This window comes from Pseudomonas sp. 3MAES_34.3B (assembly GCF_058145875.1).
The window spans coordinates 2,569,980-2,594,908 of record NZ_CM176960.1; the positions used below are offsets into that span (position 1 = coordinate 2,569,980).

Consider the following 24,929-nt stretch of genomic DNA (forward strand, 5'->3'; position numbering starts at 1 on the left):
GGTCTGCAATACCGTTGTAGGAGGGGGCGAAAGCCCCCGAACCCGCCTGGAGTCAACCCTGCTCGATCAACCCGCGCACTCGCCGGGCCAAGCTGTCCACCGAGAACGGCTTGGTCATCACATGCATACCGTCCTGCGGATCGCCGTTTTCAAACACGCTTGATTCGGCGTAGCCGGTGATGAACAACACCTTGAGGTCTGGGCGATGAACGCGCGCGGCGTCTGCCATTTGCCGCCCGTTCATCCCTCCGGGTAGCCCCACATCGGTAATCAACAGGTCGATCTTCACTCCCGAATTGAGAATCTGCAGCCCGGCGCGCCCATCCGCCGCCTCGATGGCATGGTAGCCAAGGTCTTCGAGCACCTCGGTGACCATGATGCGCACGGTGGGCTCGTCGTCCACGATCAATACGGTTTCGCCAAGCTCTGCACGGGGCGGCGCACCGGGTTGCGTTATCAAGGGCTCGCGCACTTCGCCCAGGTGGCGGGGCAGGTAGAGGGTCACCACGCAGCCTCGCCCGGGCTGGGAGTGAATGCGGGCCTGGCCTCCGGACTGACGGATAAAACCATAGATCATCGACAGACCCAGCCCGGTGCCCATGCCGATCGGCTTGGTGGTGAAGAACGGCTCGAACGCCTTGGCTGCTACTTCGGGCGCCATCCCGCTGCCGGTATCAGACACCGCAAGCGCCACGTATTCACCCGCGCTGAGGTCGAACGTCTGCGCACCCAAGGCGTCGATGGTGCGGTTGCGGCTGCTGATGGTGAGCGTACCGCCGTCCGGCATGGCGTCGCGCGCGTTGATGCACAGGTTGAGCAGCGCGTTCTCCAACTGGTGCGGGTCGATCAGCACGCTCCACAGGTCGGTGCTCAGGTCACTGATGATCGACACCGAGGGCCCCATGGTGCGCGAAATCAGCTCCTCCATGCCTTTTACCAGGCGGTTCACATGGGTAGGCTTCGGCGCCAGGGTCTGCCTGCGGGAGAACGCCAGCAACCGATGGGTGAGGGCGGCGGCACGGCGGGACGCGCCCTGTGCGGCGTTGATATACCGATCCAGATCCTGGATGCGCCCCTGTTGAATACGGCTTTGCAACAGTTCGAGGCTGCCCGAGATCCCGGTCAACAGGTTATTGAAGTCATGCGCAATGCCGCCCGTAAGCTGGCCGACGGCTTCCATTTTCTGAGATTGCCGAAGCTGCTCTTCCGAGCGAAGCAGCTCGCGGGTGCGCTCGGCGACCAGCTGTTCCAGGCGCGCATTGAGCTCCTGCAACTGGTGCTCGGCGCGCCGTCGCTCAATCGCCGTACGCGTGCGCTCTCCCAGCTCGCGGGTGAACTCTATGTCTTCCGGGCTCCAGTGCCGAATATGCTGGCTGTCGGCGAACATCAGCGCCACCAGCCGATCGCCTTCCATCAAAGGTACGTTTAGAAATGCCCGGGCTTCGAACTGCTCGAAACGCTCAGCAGCCGTCACCCGCGAATCGCCCCGTACATCGCTGACGGCAATCACCTTGCCGGCGAACAGGTCGTCTACGTAGCTGCCCAGGTCCCTGAGGTTATGAGGCCCGGCCAGTGAAGCGCGGCCGTCATTGGACCAATCCCGCTGAACTTCGATGATCCCCGAGCTGGCAGCGATCAGCGAATAGCCGGCACGGCCTGCCTCCAGTACGTTGCCGAGAATTTCCGCGGCCACCCCTGCGATGTCGTCGGGGGCGTCCATGGTACGCAGGCGGTCACTGAGGTGCAGCAAACCCTCGCGCCGCTGGGCGGCCCGACGTAGCTCACTCACATCCTGGAAAATCACCATGAAACGGTCGCCGGGTAGCGGATGCAGGCGCCCTTCGTACCAGCGACGCACATCATCGAGCGGGCGAATGAAGGGGCGCGACTGACCGCTTTCAGCCACACGGGCGGCGTCGGAAATCCAGCCCGGCGCAAGGCCCGGAAACAGCTCGCGCAGGGTGCGGGCCCGGACTGCATCAGCTGGGCGGTCCAGCAACCGGCAGCAGGCCGGGTTCACATCAAGGAAGCGCCAGTCGACCGCTTCACCCACTTCATCGCGGATCACCTCAGCCAGCGCAAAGGCTTCATCAAAGTGCTCGAACAGCCCGCGCCAGTGGCGTTCGCTTTCTACCAGGGCCTGCTCGGCCAGCCGCCGTTTGGTGATGTCGGTGAACAGTATTGAAACCCGGCGCAGGGCAGCGTCGCCGATTCGCGCCGCCTGAACCATGAAGTAACGGCCTAGCGCAGTCGCTTCGTTCTCGAACTGCAGCGGCTCGCCAGTAAGGGCCACCCGGCCATAGATCTCGAACCAGTGATCTTCATGGTTTGGCGCCAACTCGCGCATCCAGCGCCCTTCAGCGTTGGCCAGTCCTGTGTGCCGGGCGAACGCATGGTTCACCGTGAGAAAGCGATAATCGTCCGCTTTGCCCTGCGCATCGAAGTGCATTTCGATGATGCAGAAGCCGATGTCACTGGCGTCGAACACGTCACCCTTGAGGCTGTCGAGCTCAGCCCGCAGCGAGGCGTTTTCCGCCAGCAGCTGGTCGCGTGTTCCGTGCACCGCGCGAAGGTCCATAGGTGTCAGAGGCTGCTATGTAGAGGGATCTGCTCCCTCGAATCGGTGGGGCCGCTGTCCAGGCCTACCATTTCGTCGTACACCGCTGGCTGAACCAGATACAGCGGCACGGTATCCGGCACGTCCACCAGGAGCTTGCGCGCCTGGTCCACCGATGCCACATGAAGGGTTTCGCCCTGCGCGTTGAGCACCCGTTGCGACGTTCCCTCAACCAGAGCGTGGAGCGTGTACGAGCCACCTTCCACGGACACCAGACGCAGCTCCTGGATGTGGCCTGCCTTTACCTTGCTGGCGAGATCTTCAACCTTCATGCGATTGCCTCCAATTCAGGGTCTTCATTATTCGAGGTGGGGCTGCGCCACGAGTTCAGTGGCGCTTGCGCGAGGCATGCGTCAGCCACGGCCGGCGCGCTTCACCTGCTCGGCGATGGCAGTACCCAGCGCCAGGGTGTTGGCGCTGCCGCCCAGGTCCGGGGTGAGCGGCGACTCGTCCGGGCCGCCGGCCAGCACCGCCTCGATCGCCCGTACCAGCGCGGCGCCCGCCTCGAAGTGCCCCAGGTGTTCGAGCATCATTGCGCCGCACCAGATCTGCCCGATCGGGTTGGCGATACCTTTGCCGGCGATATCCGGAGCCGAGCCGTGTACGGGTTCGAACAGGCTGGGGAAGGTGCGCTCGGGGTTGATGTTCGCTGAAGGCGCTATGCCGATAGTGCCGGTGCAGGCCGGGCCCAGATCGGAAAGAATATCGCCGAACAGGTTGCTGGCCACCACCACGTCGAACCAGTCCGGGTGCAGCACGAAATGGGCGGCGAGGATATCGATGTGGAAACTGTCCACCTTTACCTGTGGGTAGGCTTCGTGCATCGCCTTCACTCGCTCATCCCAGTAGGGCATGGTGATGGCGATGCCGTTGGATTTGGTGGCGGACGTCAGCGAGCGGCGTGGCCGGCGACTGGCCAATTCGAAGGCGAAGCGCAGGATCCGGTCCACACCCACCCGGGTCATCACGGTTTCCTGTAGCACGATCTCACGGTTGGTGCCGGGGAACATGCGGCCGCCAACACTTGAATACTCACCTTCGGTGTTTTCCCGTACCACATAAAAGTCGATATCGCCCGGCTTGCGACCAGCCAGGGGCGAGCGCACACCCGGCATAAGCCGGCACGGCCGCAGGTTCACGTATTGATCGAAGCCACGCCGGAATTGCAGGAGGGATTCCCACAAGGAAACGTGATCAGGCACTACCGCGGGCCAGCCGACCGCGCCGAAGTACAGCGCGTCGTAGCCTTTGAGCAATTCGAACCAGTTGTCCGGCAGCATTTTGCCGTGCGCCTGGTAATAGTCGGCGCAGGCAAAATCGAAATGGTCCCACTCAAGCTTGAGGTCGAACACCTCGGCGACCGCGTCCAGCGCGCGAATGCCTTCAGGCATGACTTCAGTGCCGATGCCATCGCCTGCTATGACGGCGATGCGGTGAGGTGACTTGCTCATGCCGATGCTCCCTTCAATGGCTGCAGGCATTGTGCCGCCTCCCGGGAACCACTACCAGCGAATGCGCAAAAAGAAAGCCCGGCACGCAATGGCCGGGCAAAGTGGTGATGGCGCCAGGGAGCGCCGCACACTCAGTAGTAGCGATCAATCACATGAATGCCCGAAGCGCCTTGGGCGGCTTGCCACTCGTGCTTGAGGGTATGCAGCACCCGGCTCACGAACTCGCGGTCAGCGGCGGCCTTCTTGCCGACGTAGCCCAGGCCACGACGGTAGGTGCGCAACCGTGCTCGCATGCTCGGCCGCTGGTTTTCGAACTGAGCCTCTTCGGCGTGGGTGCCCAGGCCTTCGACATGGACCTTGCCAGATTCGCATACCCAGAGGATATGGCTGTCGTTGCGGTCCTTGCGGGTAGCCAGCAATTGGGCTAGTTGGTCGATCGTCGGTTCGTCGTTCAGATTCATGGTCATGGTTCCTATACCGCTCATTGGTCTGTCTGGAGGATGGTATGAACCTGATGTAGCGATGACAGGAAGGCACTACACCTGAACGCTGGGCATGGGCGAGGGCGCAATCGGATGCGGAAGGGGATGACGGCAGGTTCACCCACAAGTCTCTCGATAACGCGCCAGGCGCCAACCCGGTGTTCGGGGAAGCAGCTTTCCGGCCAATCTGCCTTGTGGGCAGGTACATCAGGAACAGCCCGGCGGCTTGCCGGACAGGCACAAAGTCGTTTACCAGCTCTCCCGATCGGGGAGACGTCTGCATAATGCAAGGCGCAAATGCTGCCGTCAACGGTTTTGTAGTGAAAATATTCTGGTACTACATATTGTCTGACAATTCAGCAAATCCGGCCTTGAAGCGGTAGCTGCGCCTCGCCATGAAGACTCCAGCGGTTGTTATTTCCTGCGCCCGTGGGGATGATTGCCGGCGAAGGAGGAACCCGATGGCGCATAAGCTCAAACGCTACGAACAACTGGCTGAACAAATCGCTGACATGATTCGTACCGGCGTGCTGGCGGCCCACGAACGGGTGCCGTCGGTGCGCCAGGCCAGTGAGCGGTATGGCGTAAGCCCGGCCACGGTGTTTCGAGCGTACTACTTGCTCGAGGATCGAGGCCTGATCCAGGCCCGCGAACGCTCCGGTTATTACGTTCAGCCACAAGGGCGCCCCCGCCTGGCGAAAGCCCCTGCCGCATCAGCCCCCGGCGCGGCCACGGAGGTGGCCGTCAGTGAACTGGTGTTCAGCGTACTGGGCTCTTTGCGTGACCCGGCGACGGTGCCGTTCGGCTCGGCTTTTCCGGCACCGGGGCTATTCCCGCTCGGGCGCCTTGGTCGATCCATGGGGCGCGCGGTGCAACGCTTGTCACCCCACGCCATCATCGCGGACATGACCGCCGGCAACCCCGAGCTGGCCCGGCATATCGTCCTACGGTATCGCTTGAGCGGAGTACAGCCTGCCGAAGACGAGCTGGTTATCACCAATGGGGCCATGGAGGCGCTCAACCTTTGCCTTCAAGCCGTTACCCAGCCCGGCGACCTCGTGGCAATCGAGTCTCCTGCCTTCTATGCCTCGTTGCAGGTACTGGAGCGGCTCAAGTTACGGGCCGTGGAAATACCGGTACGCCCGGGCAATGGCATTGACCTTGATCACCTGGAAGCCACGCTGGGCCGCTTGCCGATCAAAGCCTGTTGGGTAATGAGCACCTTTCAGAACCCTTTGGGCGCGTCGCTCGACGATACGGACAAGGCGCGGCTGTGCGCGCTGCTCGCCAGCCGCCAGGTGCCCTTGATCGAGGACGATGTGTACGCCGAACTGTACTTTGGAACTGTTCCCCCCAAGCCTGTTAAAAGCTTCGATCGCGAAGGCTGGGTGATGCATTGTGGCTCGTTTTCAAAAAGCCTGGCGCCGGGCTACCGGGTGGGATGGACTGCCGCCGGGCGATTCGCCGGTGCGGTCTCGCGCCTCAAGTTGATGACCACCATCTCACCGTCGGTGCCCGCGCAGGCGGCCATCGCCGACTATCTGCAGTACGGCGGCTACGACCGGCACCTGCGCAAGCTGCGGCACTGCCTGGAGGACCAGCAGCGGGCCATGCTTGCTGCGGCGGCCCGGTATTTCCCTGCCCAAACCCGAGTGACACAGCCCCAGGGCGGGTACTTCCTGTGGTTCGAGTTCCCGCGTGAGGTCGATGCCCTACGGCTGTTTCGCCAGGCAGCGGCGACTGGTATCAGCCTGGCGCCCGGGCCTATCTTCTCGGCCACCCAAGGCTTCACTCACTGTGCAAGGCTCAACTGCGGCCATCCGTGGGATGCCCGCAGCGAAGGTGCAATGCAGACCCTCGGCCAGCTGCTGGCCGAACAACTCGAGCCTGCGGCGGCGCATACGGCCGGCGTGTAAATCATCCGTGAGGGGCCAGGCACAACGGCAATAGCGCGGTGCGCAATGGGGCGGGCAGGGTACTCAAGGGCCGACGGCTGGCCGCATCCACGTACACATGCACAAACTGCCCCTGGGCCGCTGCCGTGGGGCTGCCCGGGGCGAAAATCGCCAGTTCGTAGCGCACACTGCTGGTGCCTTGGGTGGCAACACGCAGGCCGATTTCCAGTGCCTGGGGGAACGCCACCGACGCGAAGTAATCGCAGTGGGTATGCACCACCAGGCCTAGCCAGTCGCCGCCCGGTTTCATATGGGCTTGCTCCAGAAGAAACCGGTTCACGACAGTATCGAACCAGCTGTAGTACACCACGTTGTTCACGTGGCCGTAGCAATCGTTGTCGGCCCACCGGGTTTGAATCGGCTGCCACTGTGAAAAGGCGCCGCGAGGCAGGGGCGTGCTGCGAGCAGTCATGGTCTATCCTTTTTTTCGCTCGAGAGTAGCCACAGTTTTGCCGCTCGGCCAGCCGTCGAGGAAACAGGGCCCGCAACGCCACGAGGCGCTGCGGCGCCTTTCGTCGCCTCTGGCAAACGCGTTATGGCAGGCATGCCAGACATGTGCCAGCTTGGATACATCAGGCTGCGCCTGATCACGCTCGCCATAATTACAGTAGGGTTATCGAGATGTCTGACCTTGAGCTTGCAGCTGCCGCCACCGACCTGTCCAAACCCAGCAAGGCTTACCAACGCCTGGACGAGTACCGCCATGCCTCAGACCGCGGGACGGGTAACATCAATGGTCACCCGTCTTACACCGTGGACGAGGCGGCTGCCCAGATCGACCGCTATGGCTACCATTACACCGATACCAACGGTAACGGCACGGTTGCGCTGACCTACAGCTTCACCGAACGGGAGCCCTCGGACTTCGACAGCAGCCTGGGGGATTTCATCGCCTTCAATGCGCAGCAGCGCGCTCAGGCCAAGCTTGCGATGCAGTCCTGGGCCGACGTGGCGAACGTGACCTTCACGCAGGCGGCGAGCGGGGGCGAAGGCCATCTGTCCCTCGCCAGTTACTCCACCTCCTACGGCGAGGCGGCATTCGCCTATTACCCCACCGGCGGCAGCCGGGATGGGCAATCCTGGTATTGGGTGAGCGACAGCTATCAATACAACGCCCAGGCGGCCGTCAATACATATGGCGGGCAAACGCTGGTGCACGAGATCGGCCATAGCCTGGGGCTGGCACACCCGGGCGACTATGACGCCTGGAACGGCGTGCTTGGCTACGAGGACGACGCGGCCTACGCCGAGGATTCTCGCGCCTACAGCGTGATGAGCTACTGGGATGAATACAACACCGGGCAGGATTTCAACAACGCCTATGCCTCGGCGCCGCTGATGGACGATATCGCCGCCATGCAGCTGTTGTACGGCGCCAACGAAGACACCCGTTCGGGCGGTACGGTGTATGGGTTTCATTCCAACAGCCACCGTGCGGAATCAACTGCGACGTCATCTTCCAGCACCTTGATCTTTTCGGTGTGGGACGGCGGCGGGATCGATACCCTGGATTTCTCTGGCTACACCATGAACCAGAAGATCGATCTTCACGACACGAGCTTCTCGGACGTCGGTGGCCTGATCGGCAACGTGTCCATTGCCCAAGGTGTGACGCTGGAAAAAGCCTTCGGTGGCAAGGGCAATGATTACCTGATCGGCAATGAACTAGCCAACGAGTTGAAGGGCAATGCCGGTAACGACTTGATCGCAGGCGAGGGCGGTGCGGACAAGCTGTGGGGCGGGGCGGGTGACGATACCTTCGTTTTCTTCAAGGTGTCTGATTCCACGGCTGCCGCGGCGGATCGGTTGATGGATTTCGTCAGCGGGCATGACCGTATCGACCTGTCGGGGTTGCCTACCGATGGCTCCGACACCATCCATTTCACCAAAACCCTGGACGGCACCGCCGGGGCCGCGGTGTTGCGTGATGCCAGCTACGGCACCAACCTGTCCATTGACTTCAACGGGGACCACAGCGCGGATTTTGTGATCAAGATCCTTGGCGAAGCCCATACCAGTGACTTCCTTGTCTAAAGCACCCCTGGGCGCATTGCTGGCCACGCTGTTGGCCGGCAGTGCGTTGCTACCTGCCGCTGCCACCAGCCTGGCGCCTGCGAATACCCGGGCCGTCGCCGGCGATTGGATGTTGTTTCCCGAGGGGCAGCCAGCGCGCGGCTGCCGCCTCACCCTCACCCAGGACGGCCAAGCCCACAGCAACGGCGAACGCTGCGAAAGTCAATGGCTGGGCGACCAGGCGGTCGCGAGCTGGGCCAGCAAACCCGATGGCATCACCTTCGCCAGCCGTGAACGCCGCACGCTGTTACTGCTCACCCCCATTGGCCCGGATCGGTTCCGCGGACGCAGCCGTGAGGGGCAGGTGTTGTGGCTGGAGCGCGCCTCGGCCAGTCAGTAACGCAGACGCCTTGCTACCGGGTGCTGATCAGCCGAGCCAGCCACAGGCTCAGCCCGAACGCGACCAGTGCCAGTATCACCATCAGGTCAATCATGGCTTCAGCGCCCCAGTGCGCCAACACGTACCCGCAGGCCACAGGGGCCAATGCCTGCGCTATCAATGCCGGGCGGGCCATGCGCCCCGCCACCACGGCGTAGTCGGCCGGTTGCACCACCAGCAGCGGCAGCGTGCTCTTCACGATTGCGCGCAGGCCGTTGCCCGCGCCGTACGCGACCAGCCCGAGTGCAACGGCGGCCGGCGCGAAGCCCACGAGCAATAGGCCCAACGCGGTAAAGCCGCTGGACAGCAATGCGGTCGTCAGAGGCGCCTGGCGCTTGGCGACCAGGTCAACCACCCGGCACAGCACCTGGGCCGGCCCGATCAGCGCACCCAAGGCAATGGCTGAACCCAGGCTATGCCCGCGGGCCTGTAATACCGTGATCAGCACCAGTGACAAGCAGGTCATGAGCGCCGCCGCGATGGCGAACAATACCGTCATGGCCCAATAGATCGTCGGCGGCACGGCATGCGAATTACCGGTTGTGGATCTGGCGTTGGCAACACGAGGCGGCGGCGCGGTAAGGGCATAACGGTACAAGGGGTACAACGTAACCAGCGCCACTATCGCGTACACCCCACAGGTGAGTCGCCAGCCCAGGGCATGCACCATGAAAGCAAGCAGGGGCCAGATCACTGTGGTGCAAAAGCCGGAAATCAAGGTGACGCCTACGATCACCGGCCGCGCGCCCAGCCCATAGGTAGCGCCAAGGGAGGTGAACAGCGCGTCGTACAGGCCCGCCGCCATGGCCACGCCAATGATCACCCAGCCCAGCCAGTAAATGGGCAGCGAAGGGGCCACGGCCAGCAAACCCAAGCCTGCCGCCAGGAAAAACCCGTGACTGGCGAGCACCCTGCGCCCGCCCAGGCGGGCAATCAGCCGGCCACACCACGGCGCCAGCAAACCTGCCACCAGCAGGCCGATGGACGCGCCGGCCAGCACCGCCTGGTGCGACCAGCCGGTACTTGCGGCGATAGGGTCTGCGAGTACACCGAGGAGGTAGAACGACCCGCCCCAGGACAGAATCTGCAACAGGCCCAGCACGATTATCTTGCGGGTGTGAGGCTTTGGTGTGGGCAACGGAGTGGATGTAGAGCTGTTCAACGAGGCCTCGCAGGCGGGCTGACCGATCAGGCGGCGATAATAGCGGCTGGGCCGCAACGTTCGAAACAGCTTTACCGGCAGCAAAAGGCAAGCTTGCTGCAGGAACCGGCTAATGCAGGGCGGTCGGCGGGAGGTAGGCTTTTCTCCATGCCCATCTTCAGGGCAATTATGGAGGGAATAGCATGCTGAACATTCAAGGCAAGGTTGTAGCGATCACAGGCGCCAGCAGTGGCATCGGCGAGGCCACCGCCAGGCTGCTGGCCAGCCGGGGTACACGAGTGGTACTCGGCGCACGCCGTACCGATCGGCTTGAAACCCTCGCCGCTGATATTCAGGCCACCGGAGGGGAGGTGGAGTATCGCGCCGTCGATGTGACACGGCGGGAACAGGTGCAAGCGTTCGTGGAGCACGCCGTTGCCACGTTTGGCCGGATCGACGTACTGGTGAACAACGCCGGGGTAATGCCCCTGTCCCGCCTGGATGCGCTCAAGGTCGATGAGTGGGATCGGATGATCGATGTGAATGTCCGTGGTGTACTGCACGGCATTGCGGCCGTTCTGCCGCGCATGCAGCAACAGGGCAGTGGGCAGATCATCAACCTTGCCTCCATCGGCGCCTATGCGGTCAGCCCTACCGCGGCCGTGTATTGCGCCACCAAGTTCGCTGTACGGGCTATTTCCGAAGGGCTGCGTCAGGAGGTAGGCGCGGCCGTTCGAGTGACGGTTATCTCCCCGGGCGTCACCGAATCTGAACTCGCCGACAGCATTTCCGACCCCGGTGGCCGTGACGAAATGAAGGCCTTTCGCAAGGTCGCGATCCCGGCAGAGGCTATCGCACGCGCCATTGCTTATGCCGTGGAGCAGCCCGACGACGTGGACGTCAGCGAGTTGATTGTGCGCCCCACGGCCAGCCCGTACTGACCTCCCGGTTCAGCCCTGCTTGAAGGCAGCGTCCCGGGTGTTTACATACAGCGCATACAGGGAGTGGGAGCTGGTCATGAACAGCCGGTTACCTGCGGCGCCACCAAAGCAGAGGTTAGGGCAGCGTTCGGGCAGATGAATATGCCCGATCGCCTTGCCCTGCGGGTTGAACACCCTCACCCCATCGAGCTGCTCGGGCTTGGCTTCACGGGCGCCAGAACTGCCCCAGCCACACCAGAGGTTGCCGTCCTCGTCGCATTTCATCCCGTCCAGCGCGCCGAACTCCAGGGCCTCGATGTGCTTGCGACGCTCGCCCAGGGTACCGTCCACATTGACGGTGTAAGCCCATACCAGTCGGTTGGGCTTGGCGCGCCCCTCGACCACGTAGAGCGTTTTTTCATCCGGCGAGAAGCACAGCCCGTTGGGGCCCAGGAAGTTTTCGATCACCCGGGTGATCTTCAGGGTTTCGCCATCAATGCGGTACACGGCATCAGGTAGCTCGGGAGTGATCTTGTGGCCTTCATAGTTGTTGCCAGTCTGGAAGGGCGGGTCGGTAAACCAGATCGAGCCGTCACGTTTCACCACCACATCATTGGGCGAGTTGAACCGCTTGCCGTCGAACCCGTCCGCCAGCACAGTGATGCTGCCGTCCGGCTCGGTGCGGGTTACGCGGCGGCCCTCGGTGGACGTGGTGGAGCCCTCGCAGACGATCAACCGGCCTTGGCGATCACGGGTCAGCCCGTTGGAGAAGTTGGAGTTGTAACGGTATACACCGAGGGTGTCGCTGATCTCGTCCCAGCGCATGATGCGGTTGTTCGGCACATCGCTGAACAGCAGGTAGCGGCCATCGCCCGACCATACCGGGCCTTCGGGCCAGTGCAGGCCGGTGGCGAGCTTTTCCACGCCAGCATTGAAGACCCGATAGCCCATGAAGCTGTCGTCCAGTATCTCGATCAGCGGGTCGGGATAGCGTTGGCTGAGGGGCTCGGCGGCCGGGGCCGTACGCGGTAGCGCCGTTACGCCGGCGGCCATGGTTGCCAGTGCGGCAGACTGCTTGAGGAACGAACGCCGCGAGTTAGTGGCCGGTTGTCCCACAAGTTGTTCGGTGTTACCCATCTTCGGTTCTCCCACGATTGTTTTTATAGTGTGCGAAGCGAGTGCGGAGCCGCTTGCCAGAGCCATTTATGGAACGGCAAAAGCGAACGCTACGGTCGGAGGTTAGCATGGGATAGTCATAGGATGTCATACAGTACCCATGCGAAAATAACGCTCGCCTGACCATAGTATTCCCGATCGGGAATATTATCGGGTATTCGATGCAATTATCTATAAATGTTCCCGATCGGGAACATAATGCGTTGATCAGCAACTTCTTGAGGGGTATATTCCCGATCGGGAACATTGAGGTGGCCATGACAGCGTTGAATACGACCGTCCAGTTAGGCAGCGCCATAAGGGTTGAGCGCAAGACCTTGGGCATGACTCAGGAGGCGCTGGCGATGGCAGCCGGAGTGGGGTTGCGCTTCGTGGTAGACCTTGAAAGCGGCAAATCCACCGTACGCCTCGGTCACGTGATGAGGGTTATTGAAGTACTGGGTTTGCAGCTTGAACTGACCGGGCAACATCAGCTGCCCCCGTTTGAGCCAGAGGGGCCTGTATATGGCTCATGAGCTCAACGTCTGGCTTGGCGAGGCCTGCGTAGGAACCCTGTATCTCGCGGGCGGCCGGATGAACTTCAAATATGACGCTCAATGGCTCGCAAGGCCAGGTGCCCATGCGGTGTCGAACATACTGCCGCTACAAAGCGCTTCATTTCCGGACACTATCGCCCGCGCTTTCTTTGCAGGCCTGCTACCTGAAGGGCACGCCAGGTTGATGCTGGCTCGGCAATTACAGGTGTCTCGGCAAAACGACTTCGCGCTACTTGACCGCATCGGTGGAGACTGTGCCGGCGCGCTGACGTTGCTACCTGCAGGTCAGTTGCCTGAGACGTCCAGAAGGGACGTGCGATGGCTGGATGAAAAGGGCCTGTCTGACGTGCTCGCCCAGCTCCCCATGCGGCCCATGTTGGCGGGGGAAGAAGGCCTGCGCTTATCTCTGGCTGGCGCTCAGGACAAACTTCCCGTCGTATTCGACGGTCAGCGCATCGGGCTGCCGCTGGGCTCTCAACCCAGCACGCATATCATCAAGCCGGCTATCGAAGCTGTGGAAGACAGTGTCGCTAACGAGCACTTTTGCATGTCGCTGGCGAGGGCCATGGGATGGTTGGTAGCGAATACTCGGATCCAGGAGGCTTCAGGCCACAAGTTTTTGCTTGTGACGCGTTACGACCGCGCGGGTCCGAACTGGCAGCAGCTTACCCGTCTTCAGCAGGAGGATTTCTGTCAGGCACTAGGGATTGTGCCGGAGATGAAATACCAGAACGAGGGCGGGCCAGGCTTTGCAGCATGCTTTGAGATACTTAGGCAGGCAGCCCGGCCAAGCGCACCTAGCGTGTTGAGACTGATGGATTACGCCGTGTTTAATGCATTGATCGGCAATCACGATGCGCACGCCAAGAATTTTTCGTTATTGCTCAGCCCACGGGGCTGGGGGTTGGCGCCTCTGTACGACGCTCTTTCCACGGCCATCTATCCCGCGCTCAGTTCGAAAATGGCGATGAAAATAGGTAGCCGCTACAAATTCACCGAGCTGGAGGTTCGCCATTGGCAAGCATTTATAGCCGGGGCTGGATTCAATTGGGCGTTGACGCGAAAACGCATACTGGAAGTCACCCACACCCTTCCTGCTCGGGCTCGAGAACTGGCTATCGCAGCCCCCCATGCGGGTAATGCCGTTGTAGGCCGCATCGTCGAGCTGATCGAACAACGGGCCGCCCTCACCCAAACTCGCCTCGCCCAACACGCACGTACTGTGTAGGCAATCGCTTACATCGCAGCGGTAGAATCGCCTCTATTGCCGCCTCGTCGATAACCGTAATCTACACACATCCAAACGGCGCCACGGAACAGGTGCCGGGTATCAAGGATGATCGACCAGAGGCCTTGGAGGCCACCAACAGGACGTTGGATGGTCTGGAATGAAAACCCGCCCCGGCTTCGGCTACGGCGGGTTTTTTATTGTCTTCGATTCGCCGCGCGCCCGCTCACGGCAATGTGCCCAGCTCACGCTGGCTTCGCACGTCGTTCAATATATCGGTCACGATGAAGTACCACTGCTCGGGCAATATTCCTGCGGTGCCGACGTCGGCCTGCCGCATGAACGGAGTGATCACCAGTTGGCTACACAGGGGGTTTTCGGCCACCGCGCCTGACAGCTGGCCACCGAGCCGATCTACATAGCCGAACAATTCTTTCCAGTCCGCCCGGTTCGGGCCGCTGGACGTTTTGGCGGGGTAGTCCTGGTCGGCGTACAGCGCCTGTGAGGGCGTGGGATGGAAATAGATCACCACACTGGAGAAATTCTTCAGCCCCGGTGGTACTGCCACCCCGAACCAGTTGGGGCTCACAGCGGCGCCGTTGGCTTGAAGCTCATACAACAGCGCTGTGTAATTCACCTGCCGGGCCCCAAGATCCAAGGGCACGCTATTGCCTTCCACGTCCGGCGGTGCACTGGTCAGCAGCTGTTTGTCGAACGCCTGCGGCCCGGTGCCGCGGGTATAGCGGGCCCGGGGTTGCGGGGTAGGAGCTTGCAACGCGGTGTCGTTACGCACTGCGGTGAATTGCCGCGTGGCCTGTGACACGGCCGCTTCTGTTCCGCCCTGGGTGGCATCGTCACTGCGCGCCGCATCCAGGAACATGAAATCGCGTATCAGGTGGTGGAGGAAATTCACCGAGCCCACCGCATCCTTGTTGTTGTTCCCGCTGGCACCGCCCACGGCGCTGTTGGTCGCGAAGGGCGGCAACGGTGGCACCTCAGCGAGCGTGGTCGCCGGGGTGTAGTTGGCCCAGCGTGCCCGCGGTGCACGCACGATGACGGTTTCATCGCCCAGGCTGAAAGACGCGCTCTGGTAATAGGCCCGCTTGCTCACACCGGGCGGCGCCACCGGGAAGGCGTTGGTGTCGGTCACGAACTGCGTGGGGTTGGCGGGGTCGGGGGTTTGGCTGATTTCACTGTCAAAATCCCAGATGCCCTCGAGCACCAGGCCGAGCACATTGAGGGCGTTCCTCTCCCTGGCGATAAAGTTGTTGATGTAATGCCCGGCATTGCTGGCGCTGGCCAGGATGACCCGGCGCAGCGCAGGCGCCGAACTGGAGCTGGAGCTGCTGCTTGAGCTGCTTGAACTGCTTGAGCGTTCGCTGGACGAGCTTTCACTGGAGCTACTGCTGGAACTGGACGGCACGCTGCTGCTCGACGACGAACTGCTACCTGGCGGCGAGCTGCTTGACGATGAACTGCTGCTGGGTAGCGACGGCCGGCTGCTGGAGGACACGCTGCTGCGCGAGGGCAGTGAACTATCAGACGACGAACTGCTGCTTGGCCGCGAGGGGCTGCTGCTCGATGAGCTGCTGCTGGATGGAGGCTGCGGTCGGCTGGGCGAACTGCTGCTCGACGATGATGGCGAGCAGGGGTAAGCCGGTGGCGCGCAGGTGGCCTGTGCGGGCGGATAGGGCGGGTAAGGTGGGTAAGGTGGATACGGAGGATAGGGCGGGAAGGGTGGAAACGGCGGGTAGGGCGCGCACGGCGGAGGCTGGCCTCGCGGCCCGCATACGTGTTCCACCTCCTGCGCCAGGCACGCAACGGTGCGGCACAAGGCCTCGAGGAGCTTCAGGCGCTCATGGCGTAGCCCCTCATCGCACGCCTGTGAGCAGAGGTACGCTTTGATCCGATGCAGCTCCTCCTGCACCGCGCGGTTGTCCTGAGAACAATCAGCCGCGGGTGATCGACGACTGTCGCATAACTGCTCCAGTTCCTCCCGAAGCTGCCCGATACGGCGACGCAGATCGGGCTCATGCGGTGGTTCACGGTACGGCATGTCGATAACCTCCTGATCGCCCTTCCGGGCAGGGTGTTACCGGATCACGCTGGACGGGGCCGAGGAAGCGGCCGACGTCGACGTCGGAGATCGGGTGGGGGAAGGTGCAGGCGCCGGGGCGGGCGCGGGTGCAACCGGCGCGCAATTACTGGGCGCACAACCGCAGACCGCCATAGGCGGGTAGGGTGGAAACGGCGGAAAAGGCGGAAAAGGTGGGTAAGGCGGATACGGGGGGTAAGGGGGCATCATTGGGTATCCGCTGGAGGCGGGGCCGCACTCAGCCTGCCTTTGACCCAGCGTGCACTGCAGTTGCGCGAGCGATTCGGCCAGGGCGCACAGGGCTTGATCCATGCAGTGATCGGCTTCCCCCTGCGCTTCGAGGTAGCGACGCACCTCGATCAGGGTGCCGAGCAGTGCATCGTCACAGCGTTCATCGTCATTGCCATAAGCAGCCACGGGATTTTCTCCGTGAGGACAGGCGGCGCGCGCCCGCGGCTGCCTCACGAAACTCTAGCACTTCCTCCAGAGATGGCTAATCTGAAGTGGCCGCCCTCGGGTGAGGGCCGTTCGCATGCATTTCGCGGCTTGTCCTCTTGAACCTCAGGAGACGTTGCGTGAAAGAGCCAGGCCCTCGACTCCCGCGTCGACCCCCCGGTAATGCGCACGTGCCCGGCGGCGCCGCGTGGCCGCCCTATCCGCCGTACCCACCTTTTCCGCCTTTCCCGCCGTATCCTGCGTTCCCGCCTTATCCACCCTGTGCACCGCAGCCAACGCCGTGCACCGGCACGCTTGCGGGCGACCCTTCAGGCGACAGCGGCGACGACGGGGTACCGCAAGCGGAAGAGGAGCGGGGTACGCCTCTCCGGTTCCCCGCCCAGATCGAGGTACGCCGGCCTGACGACCTGCTGGTGTGTACCCTGACCTTCACCGGGCTTGCCTTCTTCGAAGGGCCGCCACGCCTGGAACGCGCCGCCGCCCAAGCCTTTATCACCGTTACCTTTCCGCCACAGAGCTTCGGCGAAGAGGCGTTCCTGCAAACGGCGCAGCAGAGCGATGGCGCCACGGTACAGCCTCTTGAGGTAACGACCGACGCGCACTATCCAAAGCAGAACGTAGCGGGCACTGATGACCGGATCCCGACCACATTACCATTGGCCAGAATACGCATGGCCGGGGCTAGCCGGATTGTGGTGGTCATGCCGACCGAGGTGGGCGCCGTGGCGTTCAACCTGCCCAGTGTGTTGGCGGCGCTGCGGGATTGGCCCATGCAGTTGGCGCCTGGCGCGGTGCCCGAGCCCTCCAGCCTGGTGATTTCCGCCGTAGTGGAGCCGGTGGGTCTTGCAGACGGCGCTGTCACGCCGGCACCGCCGCCGCTCCCTGCGCTAAGGTTGCCGCCACAAAGGCCCGCCGCGCACGTTACCGCGCTGGAGTTGCCTTACCGCGTGTTCAGCTCACCCTTGGCACCCGCGCGTTGGCGGCACAGCCCCTGGCCGGTGGTGCACCAGGGCCGCACTGAGCTGTGGCATACCCGCTTGGCCGGGAACGATGCGCCCACTGGCCCGGAAAGCCCCAGCCGGTTCAGGGCTATATGGTCTGAGGATTACCGGCCGCTGACCCGGCTGAGCGAACTGTACGCACTGATGAGCTTGCCGGGGCCGCCGCCCCCTCAGCGCAACCCTGCCTTGATCCGCATGCCGTTGGACCTGGTCGACCGGGCGATGCTGGTGACCCTAATGGCCGGCTTCGATGCCACCCGCCCCAATGGCCGCGCCTATGTGCCCAAGGGCAGCGAGGCAACGCGGCTGCACCTGTCTGCGTTGGGCGGGTTGCTGGATGCCGAAGGCCACTGGGATATTCGACCGCAAGGCATCGACCTGCAGCAATGGCGGCACCAGGCCACGCTTGGGCGCGACCATCAGGTGCGGGTGGTGTACGCCGGCTGGCTGTGCCCGTTCCGCCATCCGGCCTCCCTGGTGAAGGTGACCGAGCGGCAGTTCCAGTCGATCAACGGGCTCGGCTCGGCGAGGGTGGCCGTGCTGCGACAGCGATTTTTTGTGGTGGTGCGCCAGCCGCGCATGGCTTATACCGGCGCGGGCCATACCCATCACGGCCATGACTTTCCGTTCACCCAGGTCGAGGTGCTCACCCGAGCAACGCCCGACCTCGTGGAGCCAGGGTTCGGCCTGAGCGCGCTTGCCGCTTCGGCGACAGGTGGCGACCCTTATCAGGCCGCGAGCATCGCGCCGCGGATGCTGTTCTGGCCGATGACCGCTGCCAACGGTGCGGTTCAGATGACCGATGTACGTTTTGACCTTGCAGCTACCGACCTGGTGGGCAATCGGGTCACCTTCTCCATGCCACTGTTGTTCGTGGGCGAGCCTGCCAACCAGAACCCCTTGGCCAGCGCTGCACTCAAGGCTGCCTACAACGACGCGCCGGTGAAGCTCAGGCGCCGGGCATCCATAGGCGGCAGCCCGGTGGCCTATGCGCCGGTCACCGAAGGCGATGCGGCGATACGCGGCTGTCCACGGACGACATCACCTTTCAGGCCGGCGATGCCACCGCCAACGCCGAGCCGGCGTTTTATCCAGAGATCGAACGGGCCACGGTGGCAATCAATGCGGTGCAGAAGCTGCTGGGCAAGCCGGGGTTCGTCTCCGAGGTCGCGTACCCGGACGTGTATGCGCAGCAAGGTTTTGCCACCGGCGCCAATGCCGGGCAGGTGTTCCTGCAACTCACTTCGGCGCTGCCGCTGAGCTTTGGCGGCAAACCCAGCGACGCCAAAAGCGATGCCTTGGGCGCGCTAGCCTCGCCGCAAATGAACCTGCTGGGGCTGTCGCGGCTCGCGGGGCCGGTCGCGGGGCAGGCGGTGAGCGGCGTGGACGACGTGCGCCAGGCGCTGACCAACGCGGTGAAATCGCAGTTCGACCCCAAGGATTTTTTTGGCGACGCCACCTTGCTGGGGGGTATCACGCTGAGCGACATCGTTCAGGCGAGTGCCTCATTGGCCGGGGGCGAGGTGCCGAAAATGCTCACCACGCAGCTGCCTGATTACGCCGAGGCACGCTTTGACTGGGAAAGCGTGATTTCGGTGAGCGATGGCCGCAACCTGATTATCCCGCGCGCCGACCCCGGCGGGCCGGAAACCCGCCTCACCATGAACAGCCTCATGCGGACACCGCTCAACCCCGCCGCACAACCGCTGTGCCAAGCGCAAGCGACGCTCAACAATTTCAAGATCAACCTGTTCGGGTTCGTGATCCTCTGGTTCGAGCACCTGAACTTCAGCGCCGAGCGCGGGCGCAAGCCTGACGTCTCCGTGCAGCTGCGGCAGGGCGAAGAAGCTGTGACCTTCGGCGGGCCACTGGAATTCGTCAACGGCCTGCGGTCGCTGATTCCAGGCGGTGGCTTTTCCGAGGGCTCGGGCATCGCCGTCACGCCCAGCGGCATCAGCGCGGCGTATTCACTCACCCTGCCGGCGGTTGAGGTAGGGATATTCGCCCTGGCAAATGCCTCGCTGAGCGCCAGCTTCAACCTGCCATTCGATGGCACGCCCGCGCGGGTGAATTTCTATTTCTCGCGCCGCGAGCATCCGTTCAGCCTTACCGTCTCGCTGCTGGGCGGCGGTGGCTTTTTTGGCATAGGTGTGTCGGCGGCAGGGGTCAACGAGATCGAAGCTGCGCTGGAGTTCGGCGCCGTGGTGGCGATCAACCTGGGGGTGGCTTCAGGCAGCGTCGAAGTCAAGGCGGGCATTTACTTTCACTGGCTCGAACCCTCGCCCGGGGATGGCAGTGTGGAGCTGGCCGGCTACGTGAGGATCCATGGCGAGCTGTGCGTACTCGCACTGATTTCAGTATCGCTGACCTTCAACCTGCAACTGGGGTACCTCAAGGAAGGCGGCAAATCCCTGGTGTACGGCGAAGCCACGCTCACCGTGGAGATCGAAATCCTGATGTTCAGCACCTCGGTGTCGGTGCAGTGCCGGCGAGAATTTTCCGGCGCCGAGGGTGACCCCAAATTCATCGAGCAGATGCCCGATAACCACACCTGGGCAACCTATTGCGACGCGTTCGCCCCGGTGAGCTCCTGATGGCCCGCCAATCGCTGGTGTGCACGGCGCTGCCGAACGGTTACACCGCTGACGGCCAATGGCTGCGGCTGTCAGTGCTGATCTCGCCGCGGCTGGATGCCCAGGCCGCCCCCGCGCGATTGGCCAGCTTTTTCCCGGACTGGGAGGACTGGCCCCATACCCTGAGCGGCGCCCGCATCGACGTCACCTGCCAGGGCATCACGGTATCTGTGGCGGCCGATGGCAGCGGCACAGAGGATCGCCTGGACCCGACGCTCGGGCTCGCGGATTCGGCCGTGTGGCACGCGTTGTTCAACGCTGACACCTTTGTGCGCAGCTACGCCTTCCGGGACCTGTCCGGGCACGAGGTGCGTTCATTCGATAGCGTGGGCCTGATGGAACGGATACAGGGCTTGTACCGCAACCTTGCCGCCAGCGCTGGAGACGCGTTGCCTCGGGTGTCGGACTTCATTGAAAACCCGGGGTGGGGTGAATGGATTGGGGCGGTACGCCGGCTGGATTCGATCCGCGGCGGTGACGGCGGCTTGGAGGCCCCGCAGGAACTGATGCTCGCGTTGCAGGCCTTGCGCGGGTTCCATGCGCCCCTGACTGCACCTGTCAGGCGCACGGCCAAGCGCACCGATGACCCGCGCATCCAGGCCAGTTGGCATGAGCACACCCGTGCCTCCTTGCCCAGGCCCGAGGACCTGGCCGGCACATTGGACTTTCACCAGATCATCGGTGCCATGGGTTCCTACCCGTTACTGCTGCGCAAGCTGGGCCTGGTGGTGGACCTGTTGCTGTCGCCCGACCACTTCACGGCCGGTGAGGACCTGGCCCTGCAGGTGGCGGTACATTTGGCGCCTGGCAGCCTGAGCATTACAGCTACCCCGGTGGCCACGCCCGTGACCCGAACCACATTAAGCGAAGCGGTGTTTACGGCGGCCCCCGACGCCACGGCCGCCTTCCCGCTTGAAGGGGGCTTGCTGAACCTTGCCTCCGCACGCGTAGGGCTGTTGCAGGCTGATGTGGATGGCGCCGGGTTGAAGGTCATGAATTTTGCGAGGTCGCTGGGCCGCCGGCTGAAGCCCGATCAGCGCGTGGACCCAGTCACCCGCCATGAAGACACCGTTGGCGCGCCAGCCTTGCGCACGGCAGGCTGGATGCTGGTCCAGCGCCAGCGAAGCGCCTGGCTGCAGAGCCGCTTTGCGGTAAATCAACTGCGCAATAACGCCGTAGAGCTGCAACTGGCCGGAACGCCAGCGGCGGTGGAGCTGCGTGCCGAAGACCTGGTGCGTGGTTACCGCATCGACATCTGGGACGCCAGCAAGGACCGTTGGGAGTCGCTGTGTCGGCGGCGGGCACGCTATTCGCTGAACGACGGTGCACTGATCGTGGAACCCGATGGCGAAGAAGAAGGCACCGTGCGGCTGGCCGCGACCACTTCGCCAGGCCCTGCCAGCAAGCCGAAGGTTATTTCGCTCCACGAAGCCCTTGTCACCTGGACCGGATGGAGCCTCGCGGCGCCGCCGCCCGGGCGTAATATCCAGCCCGACGACAGTGTGGACACCGCGCCCGCTGGCAGCGAAGCGGCGATGCCTCCAGGGCTGAAGTTCTCTTCGACGTTCAAACCGGTGCCGTTTTCGCTACCGCCGTTGCGCTACGGCCACCACTATTGGTTCCGTGCCCGCGCGGTGGACCTGGCGGGTAATTCGCTGCCCTACATCCCCGGCAGTTACGGCGCAGAGCAACCGGCCGCTCAGGCGCTGCCGTTCCTGCGCTTCGAACCGGTGCTGGCGCCGGTGCTTGGCCTGGTTGCCAGCCACGGGGTGGTTGAAGGCCCGGGCCCGGGCGAGTCCATGGGCCATATGGTGATCCGCAGCTTCAACGATGGCCCCGAGGACGTTACCGAAGTGAGTGGCGAGCGCGCCCGCCGCGCATTACTCCCGGCCCGCGTCAGCGCCCGCGAGGCGGAACTGCATGGCATGCTGGATGACGCCGGCCGTTTGAATGCAACCACATTCAGCCTGCTTGCGCACAGCCATGACCGTGACGGCCGCGACCCGGCCGCAGTGCTGCGTGAGGTCACCTTGCCCATGCCCGGCCCGACCGTTTTCGCGGTACATGAATTGGGCCGCGACATGACCTACCTTCCCGAGCCTTACGCCCGCCGCGTGGCCGTGCGCATTTTCGATCACCCCAATATCGCCCCCACGCACATCATCACCGTGCCCTTTTACCCGGAAACGACATGGCCCCAGGCATTACCTTTCGTGCTGGAGGTGTACCACGACGAAACCGAGCAGCCCAGGTTCGATGCGGGTAGCCACCGTGTATTGATCCCCTTGCCCAAGGGGGTGAAAGCGCGGGTTCGCGTGTCCTGCCAACTGGATGAAGAGGCACTCGCCACCTTGGGGATTTTCCAGTGGCTGGATGCGCCGGGTCAGGCGGAGCAGCGCACGCGAGCACTTGAAGGCCAGCATTGGATGCTCACCCCTTGGCAGGAAGTAACCGTAGTGCACGCGGTGCAGCGGCCATTGAAGTTGCCGACAGTCACCCACGTCGCCATGTTGCCGCGCTCGCTTGGCGCAACCTCTGTGCGCCCGGTGCTGCAAGTGGGCTGCTCGGTCGCCAGCACCGACCGGCTGGACCTGCTTGCCCGCTGGCATGAGCCGGTGGAAGCCGACAGCGCGCCTCAGGCGCGTCAGCGCGAAGACGTTGCCTTTTCGGTCAAGCTCACCGACCGCCAGACCTATGCGACGGTGTTTGACGGCAACGCCGCTGGCGGCTACCCCGAACACACCCTCAGCGCGCCGGATGTTATTGGGATAAACGCGCTGGCCGATGAGCGCCTGGTACCCAAGGTGCATGAACTGCAAAGCACGCACTATCGACGCATGACCTATTGGTTCGACGCCACCACCCGCTTCCGTGAGTGCTTGCCGTCAGCGGTGCTGCTCAACGAAGCCGGCACGCCGACGGACGAACACATCAAGGTCACCGGCATGCCGGTCACTACGTGGGTATTGAATTCGGCGCCGCCCGCCGCGCCGGCGTATCTGTACGCCGTACCGACATTCGAATGGTCGCGAAGTCTCGACAACCAGGGCGGACACCGCATCGAGCGGCGCGGTGGTATCCGTATCTACCTCGACCGCCCATGGAACGGCTCAGGGTATGGAGAAATGTTGGCCGTGGTATTGCCGCCTGCGGGCTTTCGGGGCGAGCCCAACACTGATCCGCGCGGCCATCCGCTGCGCCACTACGTAAGCCAATGGGGGAGCGATCCGGTATGGGGCGCACGGCCCGTGCCTGGCCTTGCGCCACGGCTGGAGGACTTTCCGCTGGCCCGCACTGCGCCCGACCCGCAAGGCGGTTGGCTACCCCCGAATGCGCCTGCCGCCGAAGCCGACCAACCGCCCGGGGCCTTCAATACCGATCGCCTTGCGCCGCCTGGTTTTTCGCCGCGCACGCTGCCTGTGGCCGTGGCGCCCCATGACGTGCGGTGGGACGCCGAGCGCCGCCTGTGGTTCTGCGACATCGAAATTGCCCATGATGGATACTTCCCGTTCATTCGCCTGGCATTGGCCCGCTATCAGCCGGCTTCTGAAGACGGCGCGCACCTCTCCACCTGCGTTATGGCCGACATCATTTCGGTAGCGCCTGAGCGCCTGCTGGCTATAGGGACGATCGCCGAAGGGCAGTGGCAAGTAACCCTCTCCGGTACCCGCTATACCGAAGGCGCAGAGCACGTAGGTGGGGGCGAGGTGGGCGTGTGGGTAGAGCGCCTGGAGCCTCGCCTGGGTGAGGATTTCGGTTGGCTGCGGTTTCCCGAGGCCGTGGTGGAAGGCGGCCCGGGCGAGGCGCCGGTGCTCTGGAATGGCCAGGTCATCCTTCCGGGGGCCCCCGGTAACTACCGCCTGGTGGTTGCCGAATACGAGGTGTACTTCGTCGATGACCCGGCCGGCTTGGCGGCCCCGCCAAGCCGCAAGGGGCGACGGCTGGTCTTCGTGGAGCACCATGCCCTTGGCCAGTGAACGGCTGTTCTGTTCACCGGAACCGGGCGTGGGGCTGGTGATCGCCACCTTCGCGGCTGTGCCCTATGTGCACTTGGCGCTGGAATCCCGCTGCCGCCTGTACCCACAGGTGCCGGTGCTGGTGCACGATGACGGTAGCCCCCAGGCCCCGGCGCTTCGAGCATTATGTGCGCGGTACGGGGTGGCATTCAGCTGCAACCCGCACCGCTTGCGCCATACGGTAGGTGACCTGTCAGCGTTCGTTGAGGGCCTGGAATGGGCCGAGCATCTGGGGCTGGAGCTACTGGTGAAAATGTCGCGGCGGTTCATACCGCTGGTGGACTGGCTGCCCGGCTTGCAGCAGTTGGCATGGGTTTCTCAATACGCCACATACAGCCAACGCTGCACTGGCAGCGGTTTCGGCTTTCGCACCGAATGCGTCGGTTTGCACGTGCCTGGTTGGCGCAACGGCGGGCCGTATGAACGCCTCTGCGAGCGTACTCGCTTGAACGAACCGCTGTTCGTGGAAGGCTACATGCATAACCTGGCGCGGGCGCTTCACCGCTCGCCCTGCGAGGTCAACGGCGAGTACGAGATGCAACACCCGCGCCCCAGCGAGGCGGATGCCTATGGCGCCTGGCCCCTTATGCCAGAGAGCCGCTGGGAGCGTAGCGCAAACCTGTTGTGGCACGATTGCGACACGCCTGTGGAGTACGCACGGCTTGCGCTGCTCTATGGCCTGGCCTACAGCCCGATGGATTTCGAAGACCCGAACCAAGGGGCTGGGTTGGGGGTAGACACGCCAGGGGCCGGCTGACTGAAGGCGGGCG

At 63.4% G+C, this 24,929-nt stretch carries 18 protein-coding genes; 10 read left to right on the forward strand and 8 right to left on the reverse strand.

Annotated features, from left to right (window positions below; translation table 11 throughout):
* Positions 1–52: 52 nt before the first annotated feature.
* From AC3Z8Y_RS11495 to AC3Z8Y_RS11510, 4 genes are all read right to left on the reverse strand, one after another.
* Positions 53–2,563, reverse strand: a complete 2,511-nt coding sequence (locus AC3Z8Y_RS11495; RefSeq protein ID WP_490089796.1) for an ATP-binding protein — start codon at positions 2,561–2,563, stop codon at positions 53–55.
* 20 nt (positions 2,564–2,583) lie between these two features.
* A complete protein-coding gene (locus AC3Z8Y_RS11500; protein ID WP_490089797.1) occupies positions 2,584–2,889 on the reverse strand; it encodes a DUF6482 family protein in 306 nt (101 codons plus the stop codon).
* Positions 2,890–2,970: 81 nt separating this feature from the next.
* Positions 2,971–4,068 (reverse strand): tartrate dehydrogenase, encoded by a 1,098-nt coding sequence (locus AC3Z8Y_RS11505; protein ID WP_490089798.1) that lies wholly within the window; start codon positions 4,066–4,068, stop codon positions 2,971–2,973.
* A gap of 131 nt (positions 4,069–4,199) precedes the next feature.
* Positions 4,200–4,529 carry a hypothetical protein gene (locus tag AC3Z8Y_RS11510; RefSeq protein ID WP_490089799.1) on the reverse strand — a complete coding sequence of 110 codons (330 nt, stop codon included), beginning with the start codon at positions 4,527–4,529 and terminating at the stop codon, positions 4,200–4,202.
* A gap of 482 nt (positions 4,530–5,011) precedes the next feature.
* On the opposite strand from AC3Z8Y_RS11510, the gene AC3Z8Y_RS11515 reads away from it, so the two are divergent.
* Complete coding sequence (locus AC3Z8Y_RS11515; protein WP_490089800.1) at positions 5,012–6,466, forward strand: aminotransferase-like domain-containing protein; 1,455 nt, start codon at positions 5,012–5,014, stop codon at positions 6,464–6,466.
* 1 nt (position 6,467) lies between these two features.
* Here the strand turns inward: AC3Z8Y_RS11515 and AC3Z8Y_RS11520 are convergent, their stop codons facing one another.
* The gene (locus tag AC3Z8Y_RS11520; protein WP_490089801.1) at positions 6,468–6,917 is read right to left on the reverse strand and encodes an acyl-CoA thioesterase; all 450 of its coding nucleotides are present in this window, start codon (positions 6,915–6,917) and stop codon (positions 6,468–6,470) included.
* Between the two features lie 209 nt (positions 6,918–7,126).
* Here AC3Z8Y_RS11520 and AC3Z8Y_RS11525 point away from each other — a divergent pair, with 209 nt between their 5' ends.
* Both AC3Z8Y_RS11525 and AC3Z8Y_RS11530 read left to right on the forward strand, forming a co-directional pair.
* Positions 7,127–8,539: a serralysin family metalloprotease gene (locus AC3Z8Y_RS11525; protein WP_490089802.1), complete on the forward strand. Its 1,413-nt coding sequence runs from the start codon at positions 7,127–7,129 to the stop codon at positions 8,537–8,539.
* Entirely contained in the window at positions 8,532–8,918 is a 387-nt protein-coding gene (locus tag AC3Z8Y_RS11530) for an AprI/Inh family metalloprotease inhibitor (protein ID WP_490089803.1), read from the forward strand. Before AC3Z8Y_RS11525 ends, AC3Z8Y_RS11530 begins: the two co-directional genes overlap by 8 nt.
* Positions 8,919–8,931: 13 nt before the next feature.
* Here the strand turns inward: AC3Z8Y_RS11530 and AC3Z8Y_RS11535 are convergent, their stop codons facing one another.
* Positions 8,932–10,119, reverse strand: coding sequence for an MFS transporter (locus tag AC3Z8Y_RS11535; protein ID WP_490089804.1), 1,188 nt, complete (start codon positions 10,117–10,119; stop codon positions 8,932–8,934).
* 182 nt (positions 10,120–10,301) lie between these two features.
* On the opposite strand from AC3Z8Y_RS11535, the gene AC3Z8Y_RS11540 reads away from it, so the two are divergent.
* The gene (locus AC3Z8Y_RS11540) at positions 10,302–11,039 is read left to right on the forward strand and encodes an SDR family oxidoreductase (RefSeq protein ID WP_490089805.1); all 738 of its coding nucleotides are present in this window, start codon (positions 10,302–10,304) and stop codon (positions 11,037–11,039) included.
* A 9-nt stretch (positions 11,040–11,048) separates the two neighbouring features.
* Here AC3Z8Y_RS11540 and AC3Z8Y_RS11545 read toward each other — a convergent pair whose 3' ends face one another.
* Positions 11,049–12,155 carry an SMP-30/gluconolactonase/LRE family protein gene (locus AC3Z8Y_RS11545; RefSeq protein ID WP_490089806.1) on the reverse strand — a complete coding sequence of 369 codons (1,107 nt, stop codon included), beginning with the start codon at positions 12,153–12,155 and terminating at the stop codon, positions 11,049–11,051.
* Between the two features lie 296 nt (positions 12,156–12,451).
* Between AC3Z8Y_RS11545 and AC3Z8Y_RS11550 the strand changes: the two genes are divergently transcribed.
* Together AC3Z8Y_RS11550 and AC3Z8Y_RS11555 are read left to right on the forward strand one after the other, a co-directional pair.
* The gene (locus AC3Z8Y_RS11550; protein WP_490089807.1) at positions 12,452–12,709 is read left to right on the forward strand and encodes a helix-turn-helix transcriptional regulator; all 258 of its coding nucleotides are present in this window, start codon (positions 12,452–12,454) and stop codon (positions 12,707–12,709) included.
* Complete coding sequence (locus AC3Z8Y_RS11555) at positions 12,699–13,958, forward strand: type II toxin-antitoxin system HipA family toxin (RefSeq protein ID WP_490089808.1); 1,260 nt, start codon at positions 12,699–12,701, stop codon at positions 13,956–13,958. Before AC3Z8Y_RS11550 ends, AC3Z8Y_RS11555 begins: the two co-directional genes overlap by 11 nt.
* A 226-nt stretch (positions 13,959–14,184) precedes the next feature.
* Here the strand turns inward: AC3Z8Y_RS11555 and AC3Z8Y_RS11560 are convergent, their stop codons facing one another.
* Positions 14,185–15,192: a hypothetical protein gene (locus tag AC3Z8Y_RS11560; protein WP_490089809.1), complete on the reverse strand. Its 1,008-nt coding sequence runs from the start codon at positions 15,190–15,192 to the stop codon at positions 14,185–14,187.
* 70 nt (positions 15,193–15,262) lie between these two features.
* Between AC3Z8Y_RS11560 and AC3Z8Y_RS11565 the strand changes: the two genes are divergently transcribed.
* The 4 genes from AC3Z8Y_RS11565 to AC3Z8Y_RS11580 all read left to right on the forward strand — a co-directional run bounded on the left by AC3Z8Y_RS11565 (position 15,263) and on the right by AC3Z8Y_RS11580 (position 24,916).
* Positions 15,263–15,613, forward strand: a complete 351-nt coding sequence (locus AC3Z8Y_RS11565; RefSeq protein WP_490089810.1) for a hypothetical protein — start codon at positions 15,263–15,265, stop codon at positions 15,611–15,613.
* A gap of 1,309 nt (positions 15,614–16,922) precedes the next feature.
* Positions 16,923–18,770 (forward strand): hypothetical protein, encoded by a 1,848-nt coding sequence (locus tag AC3Z8Y_RS11570; RefSeq protein ID WP_490089811.1) that lies wholly within the window; start codon positions 16,923–16,925, stop codon positions 18,768–18,770.
* 1,333 nt (positions 18,771–20,103) lie between these two features.
* A complete protein-coding gene (locus AC3Z8Y_RS11575) occupies positions 20,104–24,120 on the forward strand; it encodes a hypothetical protein (protein WP_490089812.1) in 4,017 nt (1,338 codons plus the stop codon).
* Entirely contained in the window at positions 24,104–24,916 is an 813-nt protein-coding gene (locus AC3Z8Y_RS11580) for a hypothetical protein (protein WP_490089813.1), read from the forward strand. The genes AC3Z8Y_RS11575 and AC3Z8Y_RS11580 overlap by 17 nt, the downstream gene beginning before the upstream one ends.
* Positions 24,917–24,929: the final 13 nt, after the last annotated feature.